The sequence below is a fragment of the Kocuria sp. UBA5001 genome, assembly GCF_002398425.1.
Lineage (GTDB): Bacteria > Actinomycetota > Actinomycetes > Actinomycetales > Micrococcaceae > Kocuria > Kocuria salsicia.
In genome coordinates this window covers 20,459-37,515 of sequence record NZ_DGYR01000005.1, presented here as the reverse complement: position 1 = coordinate 37,515, position 17,057 = coordinate 20,459, and the positions used below count along the sequence as shown (strand labels likewise).

Here is a 17,057-nt window from a genome sequence, read left to right as displayed (position 1 = left end):
ATCGATGATCTCTCCCGTCACGGGATCGATCATCTCCTCTGTCCTGTCTGTCGTGAAGTCGGTCACGGCCGTCTCCTTTCGGATCAGGCCGGACCCTCACACACCGTTTTTCTTACAGCCCCGACCTGCGCACCTACGAGAACATGGAAAAGCTTTGGGATCAGGTTGAAGCCATTGCCCGCCCGCCGGACGTCGCGGTTCTCAACGCCGGGGAGCAGCTCGTGCGGGCCGTCCGCGAAGCGGGCGAGCCGGATCTTGGGTCTCTGGAGGTCCGCGAGGATCGCGACCGTCGCCCCGGCTCCGCCGAGGCGCGCCGCAGGTTCTCGTAGGAGGTGTCGTGCACGGAGCGGTCGCCGTGGCTCATGTTGAGCCGGGCCACGTTCATGCCGGTCCGGATCGCCTCGGAGAGGTTCTCGTACGAGGAGATGGCCGGGCCTATCGTGGCCACGATCTTTGCTCGTCGCATGGGGGCTTCATGTCGTCAGTACTGAGGGATAAGGGATCAGAGAAGGGGGAGGGGTCGCACTGTTGCTCCGGGGTGGACGTGCACGGTTACTCTCAGCGGCCGAAGAGGACTTTGGCCTCGTCCCAGCGGTGCTGGAGGACGGTCTTGAGCCCCTCGAGCGCCTCGGCGAAGTCGATGCGGACCATGTCCGTGCCGCGGATGGCGACCATCCGGCCCCACTGCTTCTCGTGCATGAGGTCGACCACGGCCATCCCGAAGCGGGTGGCCAGCACCCGGTCGAAGCCCGTGGGGCGCCTCCGCGCTGAATGTGCCCGAGCGTGGTGTTGCGGGTCTCGATGCCGGTGAGGTGCTCGATCTCCTGCGTGACGTACTCCCCGATCCCGCCCAGCCGGGGAGGGCCGTCGGCCTCGGTGCCCTTCCCCGCCAGCACGTCCTCGTGATCCTCGGGGACGAAGCCCTCGGCGACGACCACCAGCGGGGACCGGCCCCGGTCGTAGGCCTCCCGCACCCACGCGCAGACCTGGTCCATGGAGACCTACTGCTCCGGGATCAGCACCGCGTGGGCCCCGGCGGACATCCCCGAGAGCAGGGCGATCCACCCGACGTCGCGGCCCATGACCTCGGCGACCATGCACCTGTGGTGGGACTCCCCGGTGGTGCGCAGCCGGTCCATGGCGTGGGTGGCGATGGACACGGCGGTGTCGAAACCTAAGGTGGAGTCGATGACCTGCAGGTCGTTGTCGATGGTCTTGGGCACCCCCACCACGGGCAGGCCGGCCTCGGCCAGCCGTGCGGCCCCGGCGAGAGTGCCCTCCCCGCCGGTGGCCACGATCGCGTCGATGTGGTGGCGTTCGAGCATCACCCCGATGCTCCCGGGTCCGCCGCCGGGACCGGAGTAGGGGTGGGTGCGGGAGGTGCCCAGGATGGTCCCGTCCTCCCGGGCCAGGCCGCGGACCCGAGTGCGGGGCAGGTCCATCGTGTCGCCGTCCACGACCCCGCGCCAGCCGTCGCGGAAGCCCACGAACTCGTACTCGTAGGTCTTGATCCCGTGCAGCACCGCGGCGCGGATCACGGCGTTGAGTCCGGGTCAGTCCCCGCCGCTGGTCAGTACTCCGATCTTCATCCGTAGGGTCTCCTGGGGGATAGGGGCAAGGGTGGCGGGCATGAGCCGCTGAGGCGGGGTGGACCTGGCCACCTCGTGAGCTCGGTGATCTGCGGTCGGTGATCCGGCTACGGCAAGGGCGGTGCCGTGCAGTAGGCATTGGCGGGCAGCGCCGATGATCCCGGCGGCGTTGGACAGCTGGGCGGGCACGATGGGGGTATCCAGGTGCAGGTGGGGGAGGAAGTCCTCGTGCCGGGCCGAGATCGCGCCCCCGACGACGATCAGGTCGGGGGAGAGCAGGAACTCCAGGTGGCCCAGTTCCAGGTTCGGGACCAGCCATCCGTCGACGAACAGGGCCGAGCCAATCCCGGTGCCCAGGAGCAGGACCAGCACGGTGCCGCGGGCGGGGCGGCCCTCGGGTCCGCGGCCGGCGCCGTAGCGGACCTCGGCCAGCCCGGCCGCGTCGGCGTCGTTGAGCACGTGCACGGGCCGGCCCAGCCGGTCGGTGAGGAAGCACTCGACCTCCAGGCCGATCCAGGTGCTGTCGATGTTCGCGGCCGAACGCGCCACGCCCTCGCGGGCGATGGTGGGCAGGGCCACCCCACGTTGGCCTCCTGATGTGGGGCCTGGGGCCGGGAGGACAGCTGGTGGAGCAGAACTCCGAGTACCTCGGCGACCGCCTGCGGGGTGATGGGCACGGGAGTGGGCAGTTGGAGAATCGGGGTGGTAGGTGTGCCGTCGGCGGTGTCCTCGACCGCGTACTTGATCATGGTGCCGCCCATGTCGACGCCGATGTGGTGGCGGTACAGGGTGGACCACCCTGTGGTGGCCGTGCTGGGGCTGTCACTGTGTGTTGGTGAGGTGGACGTTCGTATTCGATTTTTTGAAGGAGTCAGCGCGGGTGGGACGCTCGGCATCGGTGGAGCCGCCCGTCGAACAGAGCGGGCGGCTCCACCGGCGCTGGTTGCCGATGGCAGGTCCTGTGCCTGACTTAGTCGGGCAGACGCCGGCCGGTGGCGGCGTCGAAGAGGTGGACGTGCTCCAGGGCCGGAACGACCCAAATTGTGGTGTTGGGTGCCGGTGGGGTGCGGCCCTCGACGCGGACGATGAACTCGTGGGCGCCCGGGTCGTCCTCGGCCCCGGTGGTGTTGTCCACCGGCACCACCATGTTGGCGGCGGTGACGGGTGCGAGGTGGCCGTAGACGAAAGCGTCGGCGCCGAGTTCCTCAACGACGTCGGCCACGATCGGCAGCCCTTCGCCTTCGGGGGCGGGGTGGAGGTCCTCGGGGCGGATGCCGATGGTGACCTTGGCCTCGGTCAGCGCATTCCGCTGGGCATCGGTCAGCGGAATCCTCACCGTGCCCAGCTGTACGGTGCCGCCGGTGAGTGGGGCACGGAAGAGGTTCATGGTCGGCGAGCCGATGAACCCGGCGACGAACTCCGTGGCCGGGGCATCGTAGAGCGCCCGGGGGGTGTCGACCTGCATGAGGTGCCCGTCCTTGAGCACCGCCACCCGGTCGCCCATGGTCATCGCCTCGACCTGGTCATGGGTGACGTAGACGGTGGTGACCCCGAGTCGGCGGGTGAGGGAGGCGATCTGGGTGCGGGTCTGGACCCGCAACTTGGCGTCCAGGTTCGACAGCGGCTCGTCCATCAGGAACACCTGGGGGGAGCGCACGATGGCCCTTCCCATGGCCACGCGCTGGCGCTGGCCGCCGGAGAGGGCCTTGGGTTTGCGGTCGAGGTAGTCGGTGAGGTCCAGGATCTTGGCGGCCTCCTCGACCCGGGCCCGGCGTTCGGCGTTGGGGACCTTGGCGATCTTCAGGGCGAAGCCCATGTTCTCGGCCACGGTCATGTGCGGGTAGAGGGCGTAGTTCTGGAAGACCATCGCGATGTCGCGGTCGCGGGAGGGGACGTCGGTGACGTCGCGGTCGCCGATGAGGATCCGCCCGTCGGTGACCTCCTCCAGCCCGGCGAGCATGCGCAGGGTCGTGGACTTCCCGCATCCCGAAGGTCCGACGAGCACGAGAAACTCCCCGTCGGCGATGGACAGGCCCAGACCGGTCACCGAGGGCCGTTCGGCGCCGGGGTACTGACAGGTGACACGGTCATAACGAACAGAGGACATAGTGGATTTCCTTCCGAGTCTCCCCAGGTGGCCCTGCGGGATAGTGGGATGTGGAGCGGCACCGGATGGCGCCGAGAGGTGTGGTGTGACGAAGAGCCGGACGGCGCGGCGGAGCCGGGGACAACTCGCAGCCCTGTCGGTCGTTTGTCCGCCGCGAAAAGAACGTTGATGGACTCGTTGGTTTTGATGCGGATCGACGCGGGCGGTGGTTGGCCCAGATATCTTCGAACACCGGAACTAGCAGGTCCGGCCCACCGCTCACCTGTGCACCGTTGGTGACGGCATCTCAATGGTTCATCGGCTCAAGGCGGGCCTCCGGGACGCGGAAGAGCGGTGTCCGTACTTGCTCCATCCCGATTGCTAACCAAGCTCGGAGCGTCCGTCCGGTTACTGGGCAGCGACCCAAACGCGTCGGCACGCACGGGCACTTCCTGGTCGCTGGCTGTGGAGTGGGCGTGGGTGGTCTCGGCGAACTCGACGGTCAAGCCGTCGGGACCGCCGAGCGACGTTCCCCGGTGCACCCTGGAGGGCACCTGACTTTTCGAGAGTTGGCCGAGGGCAGACACGTTCTCCCTGACTAGGTGCAACCGAAACGGCCCGGTCGGGTCGGAAACGGTCGTTGGCTTCAGGGTCGCAACGGTCACGTCGGCTCCGGACAGATTGTTCTTGTGTGGTTCACGCCATATTAGAAGCAACATGGACGAACATCAAGTATGTTAAAATAAACACAAAATTGTTTGAATGGTGGGGTTTGCCACCACGACGCGCCTCTCCGCGCCGTCCCCGATCCAGGAGGACTCATGTCCGAGATGCTTCCCGACCGCCGACGGCGGAAGATCCTCGACCGGGTGCGTGCGGCCGGTGCCGTGCGGGTGGCCGACCTAGCCGCCGAACTGAGCGTGTCCGACATGACGGTGCGCCGCGACCTGGACCGGCTGGCCCGTGACGGCGAACTGCAGAAGGTCCACGGCGGGGCCAAGCTGCCCGCGGGGTCCTCCGCCGTCGAGCCCGGCTTTATGCACAAGTCCGAGCTGCAGCTGCCAGAGAAGGCGGCGATCGCGGCGGCCGCGGAGTCGATGGTGGAGCCGGGGATGTCAGTCTCGCTGAACTCGGGGACCACGACCTACGCCCTGGCCCGTGCCCTGCGCCGGATTCCCGAGATCACGGTGGTGACCAACTCTCCGCGTATCGCCGATGCGCTCCAGGACGCGCCGGCCACGGGGCAGACCGTGGTGCTGCTGGGCGGCGTACGGACCCCCTCCGACGCGCTGGTGGGTCCGCTGGCCACGACCGCACTGCTCACGATGCATGTGGACGTGTGCTTCATGGGCGTCCACGGGATCAGCGAGCGGGAGGGGCTGACCACCCCCAACATGATGGAGGCCGAGATCAACCGCCTCTTCCTGCAGCGCTGCGACCGCAGCGTGGTGCTGGCCGACTCCACCAAGTGGGGCCTGGTCGGCCTCTACCGCATCGCCGACCTGGACGGGGTCGACACCGTCGTGATGGACGACGGTGTCGACCCCGCGGCCCGCGAAATCCTGAGCCAATACGTTCCCGATCTGCGACTGGAGCCCGTCCGATGACCTCTCCCTCCCCCGCCGAGCGCGCCACCGCACCGCTGATCGCGCACCGCACCCACCACCTCGCCGACGGCCGGGAGGCCGTATTCTTCTCCGACCGCGGCACCCCGCCGGTGGAGCAGGTCACCGACCACCGGCCCCTGGACGCCCGCTCCGGGCACGGCGAGGTGCGCTTCGACCGACTGACGGGGGAGTGGGTGGCCGTGGCCGCCCATCGCCAGACCCGCACCTATCTGCCCCCGGCCGATCAGTGCCCGCTGTGCCCGAGCACGGGCGGGCGGGAGTCCGAGATCCCCACCGAGGACTTCGACGTCGTCGTCTTCGAGAACCGCTTTCCCTCCCTGGGTCCGCAGCTGGGGGTGCTGCCGGACCCGCAGGACGCGGAGGAGCGGTCCCTGTGGGGTGTCCCGTCCCCGGCCGTGGGGCGGTGCGAGGTGGTGGTTTTCACCCCCGAGCACCAGGGCTCCTTCGCGTCCCTGCCCTTCGAACGGGCGCGCACCGTGGTGGAGGCCTGGGCCCAGCGCACCGAGGCGCTCTCGGCAATGGTCGGGATCCGCCACGTCTTCCCCTTCGAGAACCGTGGGGAGCAGATCGGGGTGACCCTGCACCACCCGCACGGGCAGATCTACGCCTATCCCTATCCGGCTCCGCATGCCGCCCGGTTGGCCGCCCGCTCCCGCGCGCACCTGGCCGCCACGGGCCGGGCCCTGATGGGCGAGATCCTCGCCGACGAGGCCGCGGCGGGGGACCGCATGGTGATCGAGGGCGAGCACTTCTCCGCCTACGTCCCCTACGCCGCGCGCTGGCCCCTGGAGATCCATCTGGTCCCGCACCGCCAGGTCCCGGACCTGGCTGCCCTCACCGGGGCCGAGCGCGATGAGCTGGCGGTGCTCTACCAGGACCTGGTGCAACGGGTGGACCGGCTCTACACCACCCCGACCCCCTACATCGCCGCCTGGCACCAGACCCCCGTGAATGCGGCCGACCGCGAGGCCGGGTGGTTGCACCTGCAGCTGACCAGCCCGCGCCGGGCCGAGGACAAGCTGAAGTTCCTCGCCGGCTCGGAGGCAGCGATGGGCGCGTTCATCAACGACGTCACCGCAGAACAGACCGCCGCACGCCTGAGGGAGGCCGCACGATGACCGATGAGCAGATCGATCACCACGAACACATCCGGGCCGAGGAGCACGCCCGCCGCTTCACCGAGGTGTACGGCCTCGCCCCGGACGGGGTGTGGCGGGCCCCCGGGAGGGTGAACCTCATCGGGGAGCACACCGACTACAACGACGGGTTCGTGCTCCCCTTCGCCATCGACCGCACGGCGATGGTCGCCGTGCGGCTGCGCCGGGCCGCGGAGCCTGATCACGAGACGGTGGAGTTGGCCTCCACCTACGCCCCCGAGGGGGAGCGGCTCTCCCGCGCACGGTTCACGGTCCCCGGGCTCACGCCAGGCGCCGTCGGTGACTGGGGCGCCTACCCCGCCGGGGTGGTGCACGCCCTGGGCACCCTGGACGGGGTGGAAGTCCCCGGCTTCGAGCTGCTGCTGGACTCCACCGTGCCGGTCGGGGCGGGGCTGTCCTCCTCCCACGCGGTGGAGGTCGCCACGATCGTGGCGCTCAACGACCTGCTGGGCCTGGGCCTCGACGCCCCGGCCATGGCGCGGCTGACCCAGCGGGCCGAGAACGAGTTCGTCGGCGCGCCCACCGGGATCATGGACCAGTCGGCCTCGCTGATGGGCCGGGCCGGCTCCGCCCTGTTCCTGGACTGCCGCTCCCTGGAGTCCGAGCTCGTGCCCCTGCCGGTGGCCGAGCACGGGCTGCGAGTCCTGGTGATCGACACGAAGGTCGCCCACTCCCACGCCGATGGCGGCTACGCCGCCCGCCGTACCGCCTGTGAGCGCGCCGCCGCCGCCCTCGGGGTGGCCTCCCTGCGCGACATCCCCGCCGACGCCGACCTGGCCGCCCTGGACCAGGAAGTGGCCCGTCGGGTGCGGCACGTGCTCTCCGAGAACCGCCGGGTCCTGCAGGCGGTACAGCTCCTGCGCGACGGCGACGTGGCCGGGGTCGGGGGCCTGCTCACGGCCTCCCACGCCTCCCTGCGCGAGGACTACGAGGTCTCCTGCCCCGAGCTGAACCTCGCCGTCGACGCGGCCCTGGCCGCCGGAGCACTCGGGGCCCGGATGACCGGGGGAGGCTTCGGCGGCTCCGCCATCGCCCTCGTCCCCGCGGACCGGGAGGAGCAGGTCCGCAACGCCGTCCTGCGCGGCTTCGGCAGCCTGAAGACCCCCGACATCTTCACGGTCCTCCCGGCGGACGGCGCGCAGCGGCTGTGATCTGGTTGGTGACCGGCGGCGCCGGTACATCGGGTCCCACGTCCTCAGGGCGTTCGACGACGCCGGCATCGCCGTCGTGGCCCTCGACTCGCTCGTCAGCGGCCACCGCGCGTTCGTGCCCGGCCCGATCCCGTTCGTCCACGCCGACGTCCTGGACACCGGCACCGTGACGCAAGCGCTTTGCGACCACGACGTCAGCGGTGTCGTGCACCTGGCCGGGTACAAGTATGCCGGGGAGTCCGTCAGGAACCCGTTGCTGATCTACGAGCAGAACGTCACGGGGACCGCTCACCTGCTCACCGCCATGGAGAGGGTCGGGGTGCGGAACATGGTCTTCTCCTCGTCGGCCGCCGTGTACGGCAGGCCCCGGGCCGGCCTCGTCACGGAGGGCACTCCCACTCTCCCGGAGTCGCCCTGCGGGGAGAGCAAGCTCATCGGGGAGTGGCTGATCCGTGACCAGAGACGGGCCCGGGGGTTGCGTCACACCTCGCTGCGGTACTTCAACGTAGTCAGTTCCGGGACGCTGGAGCTCCACGACACCAGTCCCCACAACCTCTTCCCCCTCGTCCTGACCGCACTGGCCGAGGGCCGCCGACCGAAGATCTTCGCCACGGACTACGACACCCCAGACGGCACCTGCGTCCGCAACTACGTCCACGTCGGCGATCTCGCCGCAGCACACGTGGCCGCGGGCCGGGCTCTCGAGTCGGCCGCACCCTGGAGCCGGTCTACAACCTCGGCTCCGGGACGGGTGTCTCCGTGCGGGAGATCATGGAGACCACCGCCCGCATCACCGGCATCGACTTCACGCCCGAGTTGTGCGACCGCCGCCCCGGCGACCCGGCCCGGATCGTCGCCGACGGAACACTGGCCGCCCGCGACCTCGACTGGAGGATGCGCCACACGCCCGAGAACATGGTCGCCGGCGCCCGCGCCGCGCACCGGTAGATCGCCCACATTGCCTATGACAGTCCGAACTCTGCGAAGCCACCGTCCTGCACCTCCCACAGGACCGATCTGCACTTCTGCCCGTTGGCGCGTTGCCAGACCTCATCAGGTCAACGGCTGCATTGATGATCCTCTCCGCGTTTACTCTGCGCGTCATCGTAATGGTTGGAGGCCTGAAGAAACCTGGCCATGCGGTTGAATCCCTGGGCAGTCTTGCAGGCATCGGCGGTGTCTGCGGTGGAAGATCGTCCCTCATTTTTTGCGGTCAATGGCGGGAATGCTCAGACATTAATTTTTTCAGGAACCAGTCTGAACGTTGACGTTTCAGCTTTTTTCTCATCAAGTCGAACGACGTCGCTAGACATTTAGCTCCTTTGGTTTCTAATCAATGTTATTAGCGGTGCCCAACAGGCTCTAGGAGAGACTTATGACATCTTTCATGCTGGTTGCTGGCGGCTATACGGCGCTTGTCGACACCTTTTCAGCTACGCTATGTTCGCTCGAGTACGAAGGCAGACCTCTCGTAGTCGCCCATACTCCGGGCGTCGCCAATCTAGATTACAGAGGCGTCGTGTGTGCCCCCTGGCCGAACAGATTGGCTGACGGCCAGTACCGCTTCGGCGGACGGCATTACCAGGTTCCTGTCAATGAGCCCGAAAAAGGGACAGCGTTGCACGGACTCGGGGTCTTCCGGGACTGGGAGGTCTTGTCCAACAGTAAGAGTGAAGTTGTACTCGCTTTGCGACTGGGCTCGGACGCAGGGTATCCCTTCTCCGTACGGGTGGAAGCCCGATACACGTTAAGTCGGGACGGCTTGCGCGCCGGGATTCGCGGCGTCAATGAAGGGCAGACGGCAGCACCATATGGTTCTTGTCCACACCCATACCTGGTGGCTGGGTCTGGGTGTGTCAATGATTGGACGCTCGAACTGGAAGCGGATCATTACTTGAGCGTCTCTCCTCAGCGTATGCTCCCAACGGCGCTTACCCCCACCGCCGAAGGGCCTTTCGACTTCCGCTCCGGGCGCGGCATCGAACAGATGCCCATCGACAATGCCTTTACTGGCGTGGCCGCCTCGTCGCGCGGAAGATGTATCGCCCGTCTCACGGCGTGCGACGGTCACGGAGCACTGCTCAGCTGGGACCCTCGCGCCAAGTGGGTGCAGATCTACACCGGGGATCACCTCCGGGACAACCCACGTGGCGGTTTGGCTGTCGAACCGATGGACTGCCCGCCAGACGCTTTCAACTCCGGCGAAGACTTGGTCGTCCTCGACCCCGGGGTTGAGCACTCACTGTCCTGGGCGCTGGAGGCTTTCTAGTGTCCTGGTCCGACCGAAGACAGAATAGGTGCCGAGTGGGATCCTCGCCGCGCTTGAAGGCTGCGGCGCGTGGATCCTGACCCAGCAACCGCAACGTGATCCATGCCGCGTGTGCACACGGTGTGCTTCCGTCCTACTCGGCCGATTCGCCGGGCATCCCACCTGCCCTGTGCTGACAGAGACGAGACCACGCATTCCGGTCTCCTCCTGCTCGAGTCGGAGTAAGTTGCCTATCGCACACGCAGTCCGACGGCGAAGGAGTGCGTCGCGGGCCACAGCTGGTGCTGTGGGAGCACGTCCGGTCCGCAGGCCCGCGAGCCGATGCCGTGCTGGGCGGCGTCGAGGTAGAGGTGGACGCGTTCGCTCAGGGGCAGCTCGTGCGGGTGGGCGGCGGCTGCCAGTTCCTGGGCGGTGTGCCGGGAGGCTGTGAACCCAGGGCGTCCGACCTGCCCGCCGCCGAGTTGGTTAAAGGACTGCAGCTCAAGGTTGGGCCCCTCGCCGCCGGACAGGTGCAACCAGCGTACGTTGGGGCGGTGTCCCGTCTCCTGCGGCCGGGCGTAGCGCACTGCGAGCTTGTCGATGGTGCGCTCGTGCACGGCGACGAGTGCCGCCACGGCCACGTCGGCGTAGGACTCCTCGGGCCCAGGGCCGAACCACCGGGCGTGGTCGAGGGTCCCGGGCAGGCCCAGTCGCACGCCGACCCGGGGCCAGGTCCCTTCCCAGGGTCCACGCGGGGCGATGTCGACACGCATGACGAGCACGTCGCCGTCCGCCAGGTACGTCAGGTTCGTCTCGATGCCCATGGATGTTGCGGCGGCGCCGCTGCGGATGCGCACGATGAGTCGGTCGTCGAGGACCTGGACCTCGTGGGTTCGGTGGACCAGCCGATCCAAACCGCGCCGCGTCCAGCGCTCGGCGGAGGACGGTCCGGGCACGCCGAGGCCGCCGGTCTCCTCGGGCGAGGCCTCCTCGAGGCTGCCCTGACCCGAGCCGCGGTCGTTGTCGGTCGGCGCCCGCCACAGCTCGGGCGTCGGCCCGTCGACCGCCATCCCGCCGATCCGGGTGAGCCGCCCGGTGCGCGCGTCGAAGCGGGCTGGGCCGAGAGTGATCTCCCCGCCGGCCTGCCGGGGTGCGGTGCTGCCCGTGGCGGGCGGTGCCGCCGGGCGGGGCGAACGCCACGTGAACCGGGAAGCGGTGAGGTCGACCTGACAAGCACTGATCACGTGTCCGGCCGGCCCCCACGCCGCGGGGCGGGCCAGCGCTGCGACGAGCCGCAGCCAGACCTCGCTTCCCTGGCCGCCCACCCGGGAAAGTGCCGTCCTGACCGGGCCGGGCAGGACGATGTGTGCGGTGGAGCCCGCTGATACCGGCGGGACGTCGAGGTTGTCTGAGGCCATTGTCTCGCCGTCGACCTCGACCGCCCACCGGAAGGTGAGGTCGGTGGTGTCTGCAGTGTGCCGGTCGTTCGTCACGAGGACGGCGTCCGCGTCGCCCGTCAGCGTGAGACGGACAGGGGCGACGACGGCGGCGTACTCGGCCAGACCGGGGGAGGGCGTGCCGTCGGAGAGGATCATCCCGTCGGTGATGAAGTTGCCGTCGTGGATGACCTCCCCGAAGTCGCCGCCGTAGGCGTAGAACGGGGTGCCGTTCCCGGTGGTGGTCAGCAGGCCATGGTCGCGCCACTCCCACACGAATCCGCCGTGGACGCGGGGGTAGGCGCGGATGCGCTCGTCGTACTCAGCGATCGCGCCCGGCCCGTTGCCCATGGCGTGGATGTACTCGCACATGACGAAGGGACGACGTCGCAGCCGCGCTCCCTGCGCGGGACTGCACGCCATGAGCCGCCCGTGCTCCCCACCGATGGCGTCGATCTCCTCCAGGGCGGGGTACATGCGCGAGTAGACGTCGGTGTACTCCCCGGTGTGGTCGCCCTCGTAGTGCACGGGGCGGCCGGGGTCGCGGCGGTGCACCCAGGCAGACATGGCGGCGAGGTTCTGCCCGGTGCCGGCCTCGTTCCCCAGCGACCACATGACGATGCTGGGGTGATTCTTGTCCGGCTCGACGGTGCGGGCGATCCGGTCGAGGTAGGCGTGGCGCCAGCGAGGGTCGTCGCTGGGGTTCTCCCGCCAGCCGACCTTCTCGAAGCCGTGGGTCTCGAGGTCACACTCGTCCATCACCCAGAAGCCGAGCTCGTCGGCGAGATCGAGCACGCCCGGGTGCGGCGGGTAGTGGCTCGTGCGGATCGCGTTGACGTTGTACCGCTTCATCAACTCCAGGTCGGCCCGGGCGTGCTCCGGGTCGAAGACCCGACCCCTCGTGGCCTCAATCTCGTGGCGGTTGACACCGCGAAAGATCACCTGGCGGCCGTTGACCAGGAACTGGTCGCCGACGATGCGCACAGTCCGGAAGCCGGTGCGTACGGTGACCGTCTCCCCACGGGCGGCGAGGACGACTTCGTAGCGGCGGGGTACCTCGGCGCTCCAGGGCTCCACGTCACCGACGGGGATCGGGGCGACGTCGGCCGGGCTGTCCCACCGGTGCTCAATCCCGAGGTCGGGGACGGTGACAGCGACAGGGAACGCCTCGGGTGCGGCGGCGAGCTCAAGGTCCAACGCGCCGTGGCCCGTCACATGATCCCAGTCGGCACGCACCCAGACATCGTCGATCCCCCCGGCGGGGCGGGCGAGGAGCATGACGTCGCGGAAGATCCCGGGCAACCACCACTGGTCCTGGTCCTCCAGGTAGGAGGCGTCGGACCACTGGTGGACCCGGACGGCGAGCTGGTTCTCGCCCGGTTGTAGATGAGCGGTGATGTCGAACTCGTGGACGAGACGGCTGCCCTTGCCCACGCCGACCTCTGTGCCGTTGACCCACAGTCGGTACGCCGACTCCACCCCGTCCAGGCGCAGCAGGATCCGTTCAGCGCCCGACCAGGCGCCGTCGTCCGGGAGCGTAAAGGTGCGCCGGTAGTCTCCGGTCGGGTTCTCGTCGGGCACGAACGGTGGGTCGATGGGGAAGGGGTAGTTGACGTTGGTGTAGATCGGGCGGCCATACCCGCCGTCGCCCTGGAGGACCCAGTGGCCGGGTACCGCGATAGTGTCCCAGGTGGCGTCGTCGCCCTCCCAAGGCTCAGTTCCCGGGTCGGCGACGGGCGAGAGCCGGAAGCGCCATGTTCCGGTGAGGTCGAGCACGGGGGCGTCCGAGTCGAGCCGGGAGCGCGGAGAGAGCGCGCCGTGGCCCGGGGAGTGGTCGGTGAGGTAGGTCGGGGCAGGCATGGGTCTCTGTTCCTTTTCAGGGCGGTGGGCGCGCGTGCGTTCTGGGATGGGCGGCGACGGGGGACGGATTCACTACTCCTTGACGGCGCCGGCCGTCATGCCGCCGCGCCAGAAGCGCTGGAGGACGATCATCGCGACGAGCAGCGGGATGATCGAGAGCAGCACCCCGCCGGTGGTGAGCTCGTAGAACTCCGGGAGTCGCTGAGTCTGGCTGTTCCAGTTGCTCAGGCCGAGGGTGATCGGGTAAAGCTCGTCGTCGGAGAGCATCACCAGGGGCAGGAAGTAGTTGTTCCAGATGCCGACGAGCTGGAAGAGAAACACCGTGACCATGGCCGGGACCATGGTCCGCAGGCCGATGGTGTGGAAGATGCGCATCTCTCCTGCCCCGTCGAGCCGGGCCGCCTCCATGAGCGAGTCCGGAACGGTGGATTGGGCGAAGATCCGGCACAGGAAGATGCCGAACGGCGAGACGAGGGAGGGCAGCAGGACGCTCCAGTACGTGTTGGCGAGGCCGAGCTCGCTGAAGAGCAGGAACAGCGGCAAGGCCGTCGCGGTGCCGGGCACGAGGACCCCGCCGAGGATGAGTCCGAAGATCGCCTCGCGTCCGCGGAAGCGGTACTTCGCCAGGGCGTAGCCGCCGGCGGCTGCGAAGTAGGTGGCGATGAGTCCGCCGACTCCTGCATAGAGCAGGCTATTGGTGAACCACCGCACGAAGATCCCACCGTCGTAGGTGAGAACCTGGGTGAGGTTTCCCCACAGGTTGAAGGTCGGCGCGAGCAGGAATCCGTGCGTGGCGAAGAGATCCTCGGTGCTCTTCGTCGCCGCGACCACGACCCAGTAGACGGGCACGAGGAAATAGAGGGCGACGACCGTGAGAAGGCCGGTGACGACGATGGTCGAGGCGGCGCCGCGGCCTGCCCCGCGGCGCCTGGCGCGAGGGGCGCCGGAGACGTTGGCCCGGTCGAGGCCGGTGACCGGTGTGTCAGTGGTAGTGGCCGAGAGGTCAGTCATCATTGCTCCTACGGTTGCTGAAATACAGGAAGGCATAGGACAGCACGAACGCTGCGACCGCGATCGTCACGGCCTGGGCGGCGGCGACGTTGTAGTCGTTGTAGTTGAAGGCCGAGTTGTAGGCGGCGAGGTTGGGGGTGTACTCGCTGCCGACCGCCGGAGAAACGGTCTGTAGGATCTGCGGTTCGGCGAAGAGCTGGAGGGTGCCGATGATGGAGAAGATGGTGGTCAGCATCAGCGCCGGTCGAATGAGGGGAACCTGGATCGCCAGGGCGATGCGCCACGGGCCCGCGCCGTCGACGCGCGCGGCCTCATAGATCTCATCGGGGATGGCCTTGAGCTGGGCGATGATGATGAGCATGTTATAACCCGTGTAGGCCCAGGTGACGATGTTCGCGATGGACCACAGGACGACGTTCGGCCCGAGGAAGTCGAGTTCGATGCCGACGAGGGCGGCGACGTCAATGAACGGGCTGAGACCCGGAACGTAGAGGAAGGACCAGAGTACTGACGCGATCACCCCGGGCACGCCGTAGGGCATGAAGTACGCCGCCCGGAAGAACTGGGGCCACCGCGCCGAGGTGGACTCCAGCAGCAAGGCCAGCACGGTCGCCGCGAGGATCATCATCGTCACCTGTACGACACCGAAGAGGAGCATCCGACCGATCGATGCGAGGAATTCGGTGCCCGCGAAAGCCTGGACGTAGTTGGACAGACCGGCGAAGACAGTGCTCGTGCCCTGCTCGCCGAAGAGCCCTGCGCGATCCACCCTCGTGAAGCTCTGGACCACCGCGTAGGCGATGGGTGCGACGAACGTCAGGAGGAAGAGGAGCAGGAAGGGGCCGATGAGGATCCACGGTGCCCGACGTTGTGTGTTCATGCCGTCCTCACATTCAGACCTTTGTTCTTGAGCATCCGCACGGCCGCGTCCTGCGCGGCGCGGCAGGAGTCGACCAGCGGCACGTCGTCGGTGAGCTTTGACCGGAACCCGTCGGACAGGACGTTGAAGACCTGCTGGGCCGTGGGGGCCCAGCTCCAGTTCGGGTTCTGCTGCTGGGCCGCCGGCACGAAGACCTCGGTGTTGTAGTTCTGTCCACCGAAGAACTCCGACTGCTGAAGCCTCGGGGTGCCGATGTAGTCAGAGACGGGCGACCAGCCGATGCCGCAGTGGAGGATCTGGGCGTCGATCGCCTCCGGGTCAGTGGTCATCCACATGGCGAAGTCGGTCGCCTCCTGCGGATGCCGGGAGCTCGACATCGTCGCAACCGTCGAGCCGCCCAGCTGCGCGGAGCCGAAACCGCCGGTCCAGCGGGGCATCGGGGCTACTCGCCACAATCCCTCCGTGCCGCCGACGCCCTTGATGAGCTCGTCGGCCCAGGACGCGGAGGTGATGGCCCCGAGCTGTCCGGTCCCGGCTGCGGCGAACCAGCCGGGGGAGAACGGGCTGATCGAGACGTTGACGAGGTTCTCGTCAATGGCCCGGTCGAAGAAAGCGGCGACTTCAAGCGTCGCGTCGTCTGTCATGTCGATGACCCACGAGTCGCCATCGATTTGGAACCAGTTGGCACCGGCCTGCATGGCGTAGGCACAGAAGTAGCCACCGTCCGCGATGGGGAAGCACTCTAGGTATCGGTCGGCGGCGCGGTACTCGCGGGCCACGGCCGCCCAGTCTTCCCACGTCGCGGGCGGCTCGGCGCCGATTGCCTCCATGACGTCGGTCCGGTAGAAAAACGCGGTGGGCCCGGAGTCCTGCGGCAGCCCGTACACGCCGCCGTTGAACGTCACTTGGTTGAGAACTGAAGCCTCGAATCGATCGGTCACGGCGTCGGCGCCGTACTGGGTCATATCGACTAGGCCGTCCACCATCATGAAGGCCGATGCCTGCCGGAGCTCGACATGTGCGAGGTCGGGACCGCCGCCGGAGGCAAGCGCGGAAAACAGCTTTTGGTAGCCGCCCTGGTTGCCGCTCTTGATCCACACGGTCTCCACCTGGACGTGAGGATTCTTGGCGTTCCAGATATCGGTGACCTTGTCGAGACCCTTCAGCCAAGACCAGTAGGTCAGGCGTACAGGCTCGCCGGCCGCAGCGTCGAGTGAGGTGCGGCCGCAGGCGCCGAGCGCCAGGCTGGCGCCCACACCGAGACCTCCCCTAAGAACGGTGCGTCTTGAGAGCTCCATGCGAGTCTCCTTGCCCTGTAAAGTGAATCGATCCAGACCGAACATTTTCGAACATGGTGTTGCGGATCAAACTAACATGAACCATCAACGATCCACCAGACTCTGACAGTCTTCGCTTGTTGGCGGCCCATCTTCGAACTGCCTGAGCGCTTGGGGGGGTGGGATTCTGAGATATGGCAAACCATCCTGCGGCCCCGCTGCCAATGGGGGATGGCGGCGGCGAAAAGCTGACCTGGTTGGTGCACCCCACCTTTGTGCGGGGGGTCTGGCCCAGCGGGCGCACATCGTGCTGCTGACCGTCCAGGGTGTCTCCAACACCGAGATCGCCGAAAGGGTGGGGCCACCGGCAACACGGTGATTGCCTGGCGGGCCTGCTACGGGCAGGCCGATATCGCCGGGCTGGCCGACCACGACCGGTCGGGCCGGCCCGGCGGATCGACCACCGCGCGAATGTCACCGCCACGCTCAGAGTGCCGCCGAAGAAGTTCAGCGTCGCCCCTGGCCCTCGCACATGCTCGCGGGGCGGTTGGGTATCGACCACAACACCGTGGCCAATGTCCGGCGAGAGTATGGGGTGGCCCCGTGGCGGGCGGGCATCTTCAAGTTCTCCACCGATCCCGAGCTGGTGGCCAAGGTCGTCGACGTGGTCGGTTTCTACCTGGCCCCACCCGAGAACGCGGTGGTGCTATCCCTGGACGAAAACCAACACATCC

The 17,057-nt window shown here is 68.0% G+C and carries 9 protein-coding genes and 4 pseudogenes; 5 read left to right on the top strand and 8 right to left on the bottom strand.

Going from position 1 to position 17,057, the window contains the following annotated elements; genetic code table 11:
* Positions 1–206: 206 nt before the first annotated feature.
* The 4 genes and pseudogenes from B3G12_RS02940 to B3G12_RS02925 all read right to left on the bottom strand — a co-directional run.
* Positions 207–466: pseudogene (locus B3G12_RS02940) on the bottom strand (pyruvate kinase); the annotation flags it as partial.
* Positions 467–558: 92 nt separating this feature from the next.
* Positions 559–1,538, bottom strand: a pseudogene (locus tag B3G12_RS02935) (ATP-dependent 6-phosphofructokinase).
* A gap of 180 nt (positions 1,539–1,718) precedes the next feature.
* Positions 1,719–2,350: pseudogene (locus B3G12_RS02930) on the bottom strand (ROK family protein); the annotation flags it as partial.
* Between the two features lie 209 nt (positions 2,351–2,559).
* Positions 2,560–3,696 carry an ABC transporter ATP-binding protein gene (locus B3G12_RS02925; RefSeq protein ID WP_290499012.1) on the bottom strand — a complete coding sequence of 379 codons (1,137 nt, stop codon included), beginning with the start codon at positions 3,694–3,696 and terminating at the stop codon, positions 2,560–2,562.
* Positions 3,697–4,496: 800 nt separating this feature from the next.
* Here B3G12_RS02925 and B3G12_RS02920 point away from each other — a divergent pair.
* From B3G12_RS02920 to B3G12_RS12435, 5 genes and pseudogenes are all read left to right on the top strand, one after another.
* Positions 4,497–5,282 (top strand): DeoR/GlpR family DNA-binding transcription regulator, encoded by a 786-nt coding sequence (locus B3G12_RS02920; RefSeq protein WP_052239393.1) that lies wholly within the window; start codon positions 4,497–4,499, stop codon positions 5,280–5,282.
* Positions 5,279–6,421, top strand: coding sequence for a galactose-1-phosphate uridylyltransferase (galT, locus tag B3G12_RS02915; RefSeq protein WP_290499007.1), 1,143 nt, complete (start codon positions 5,279–5,281; stop codon positions 6,419–6,421). Before B3G12_RS02920 ends, galT begins: the two co-directional genes overlap by 4 nt.
* Positions 6,418–7,611, top strand: a complete 1,194-nt coding sequence (galK, locus tag B3G12_RS02910; protein ID WP_290499005.1) for a galactokinase — start codon at positions 6,418–6,420, stop codon at positions 7,609–7,611. The genes galT and galK overlap by 4 nt, the downstream gene beginning before the upstream one ends.
* Positions 7,608–8,559: pseudogene (gene galE / locus B3G12_RS02905) on the top strand (UDP-glucose 4-epimerase GalE). The gene galK and the pseudogene galE overlap by 4 nt, the downstream one beginning before the upstream one ends.
* A gap of 427 nt (positions 8,560–8,986) precedes the next feature.
* On the top strand, positions 8,987–9,880 hold the full coding sequence (locus B3G12_RS12435; protein ID WP_144832465.1) for an aldose 1-epimerase family protein: 894 nt from the start codon (positions 8,987–8,989) through the stop codon (positions 9,878–9,880).
* Positions 9,881–10,110: 230 nt separating this feature from the next.
* Here B3G12_RS12435 and B3G12_RS02900 read toward each other — a convergent pair whose 3' ends face one another.
* The 4 genes from B3G12_RS02900 to B3G12_RS02885 form a co-directional block, all read right to left on the bottom strand.
* Positions 10,111–13,155 (bottom strand): glycoside hydrolase family 2 TIM barrel-domain containing protein, encoded by a 3,045-nt coding sequence (locus B3G12_RS02900; protein ID WP_290499003.1) that lies wholly within the window; start codon positions 13,153–13,155, stop codon positions 10,111–10,113.
* Between the two features lie 72 nt (positions 13,156–13,227).
* Positions 13,228–14,166, bottom strand: coding sequence for a carbohydrate ABC transporter permease (locus tag B3G12_RS02895; RefSeq protein WP_290499001.1), 939 nt, complete (start codon positions 14,164–14,166; stop codon positions 13,228–13,230).
* The gene (locus B3G12_RS02890; RefSeq protein ID WP_290498999.1) at positions 14,159–15,046 is read right to left on the bottom strand and encodes a carbohydrate ABC transporter permease; all 888 of its coding nucleotides are present in this window, start codon (positions 15,044–15,046) and stop codon (positions 14,159–14,161) included. Before B3G12_RS02890 ends, B3G12_RS02895 begins: the two co-directional genes overlap by 8 nt.
* Complete coding sequence (locus B3G12_RS02885; RefSeq protein WP_290498997.1) at positions 15,043–16,344, bottom strand: ABC transporter substrate-binding protein; 1,302 nt, start codon at positions 16,342–16,344, stop codon at positions 15,043–15,045. Before B3G12_RS02885 ends, B3G12_RS02890 begins: the two co-directional genes overlap by 4 nt.
* Positions 16,345–17,057 lie beyond the last annotated feature (713 nt).

Bases quoted from the DNA above. Each gene is read 5' to 3' on its own strand.
- galT (WP_290499007.1), top strand. From the start codon at position 5,279: ATGACCTCTCCCTCCCCCGCCGAGCGCGCCACCGCACCGCTGATCGCG.
- B3G12_RS02895 (WP_290499001.1), bottom strand. From the start codon at position 14,166: ATGACTGACCTCTCGGCCACTACCACTGACACACCGGTCACCGGCCTC.
- B3G12_RS12435 (WP_144832465.1), top strand. From the start codon at position 8,987: ATGACATCTTTCATGCTGGTTGCTGGCGGCTATACGGCGCTTGTCGAC.
- B3G12_RS02925 (WP_290499012.1), bottom strand. From the start codon at position 3,696: ATGTCCTCTGTTCGTTATGACCGTGTCACCTGTCAGTACCCCGGCGCC.
- B3G12_RS02900 (WP_290499003.1), bottom strand. From the start codon at position 13,155: ATGCCTGCCCCGACCTACCTCACCGACCACTCCCCGGGCCACGGCGCG.
- B3G12_RS02920 (WP_052239393.1), top strand. From the start codon at position 4,497: ATGTCCGAGATGCTTCCCGACCGCCGACGGCGGAAGATCCTCGACCGG.
- B3G12_RS02885 (WP_290498997.1), bottom strand. From the start codon at position 16,344: ATGGAGCTCTCAAGACGCACCGTTCTTAGGGGAGGTCTCGGTGTGGGC.
- galK (WP_290499005.1), top strand. From the start codon at position 6,418: ATGACCGATGAGCAGATCGATCACCACGAACACATCCGGGCCGAGGAG.
- B3G12_RS02890 (WP_290498999.1), bottom strand. From the start codon at position 15,046: ATGAACACACAACGTCGGGCACCGTGGATCCTCATCGGCCCCTTCCTG.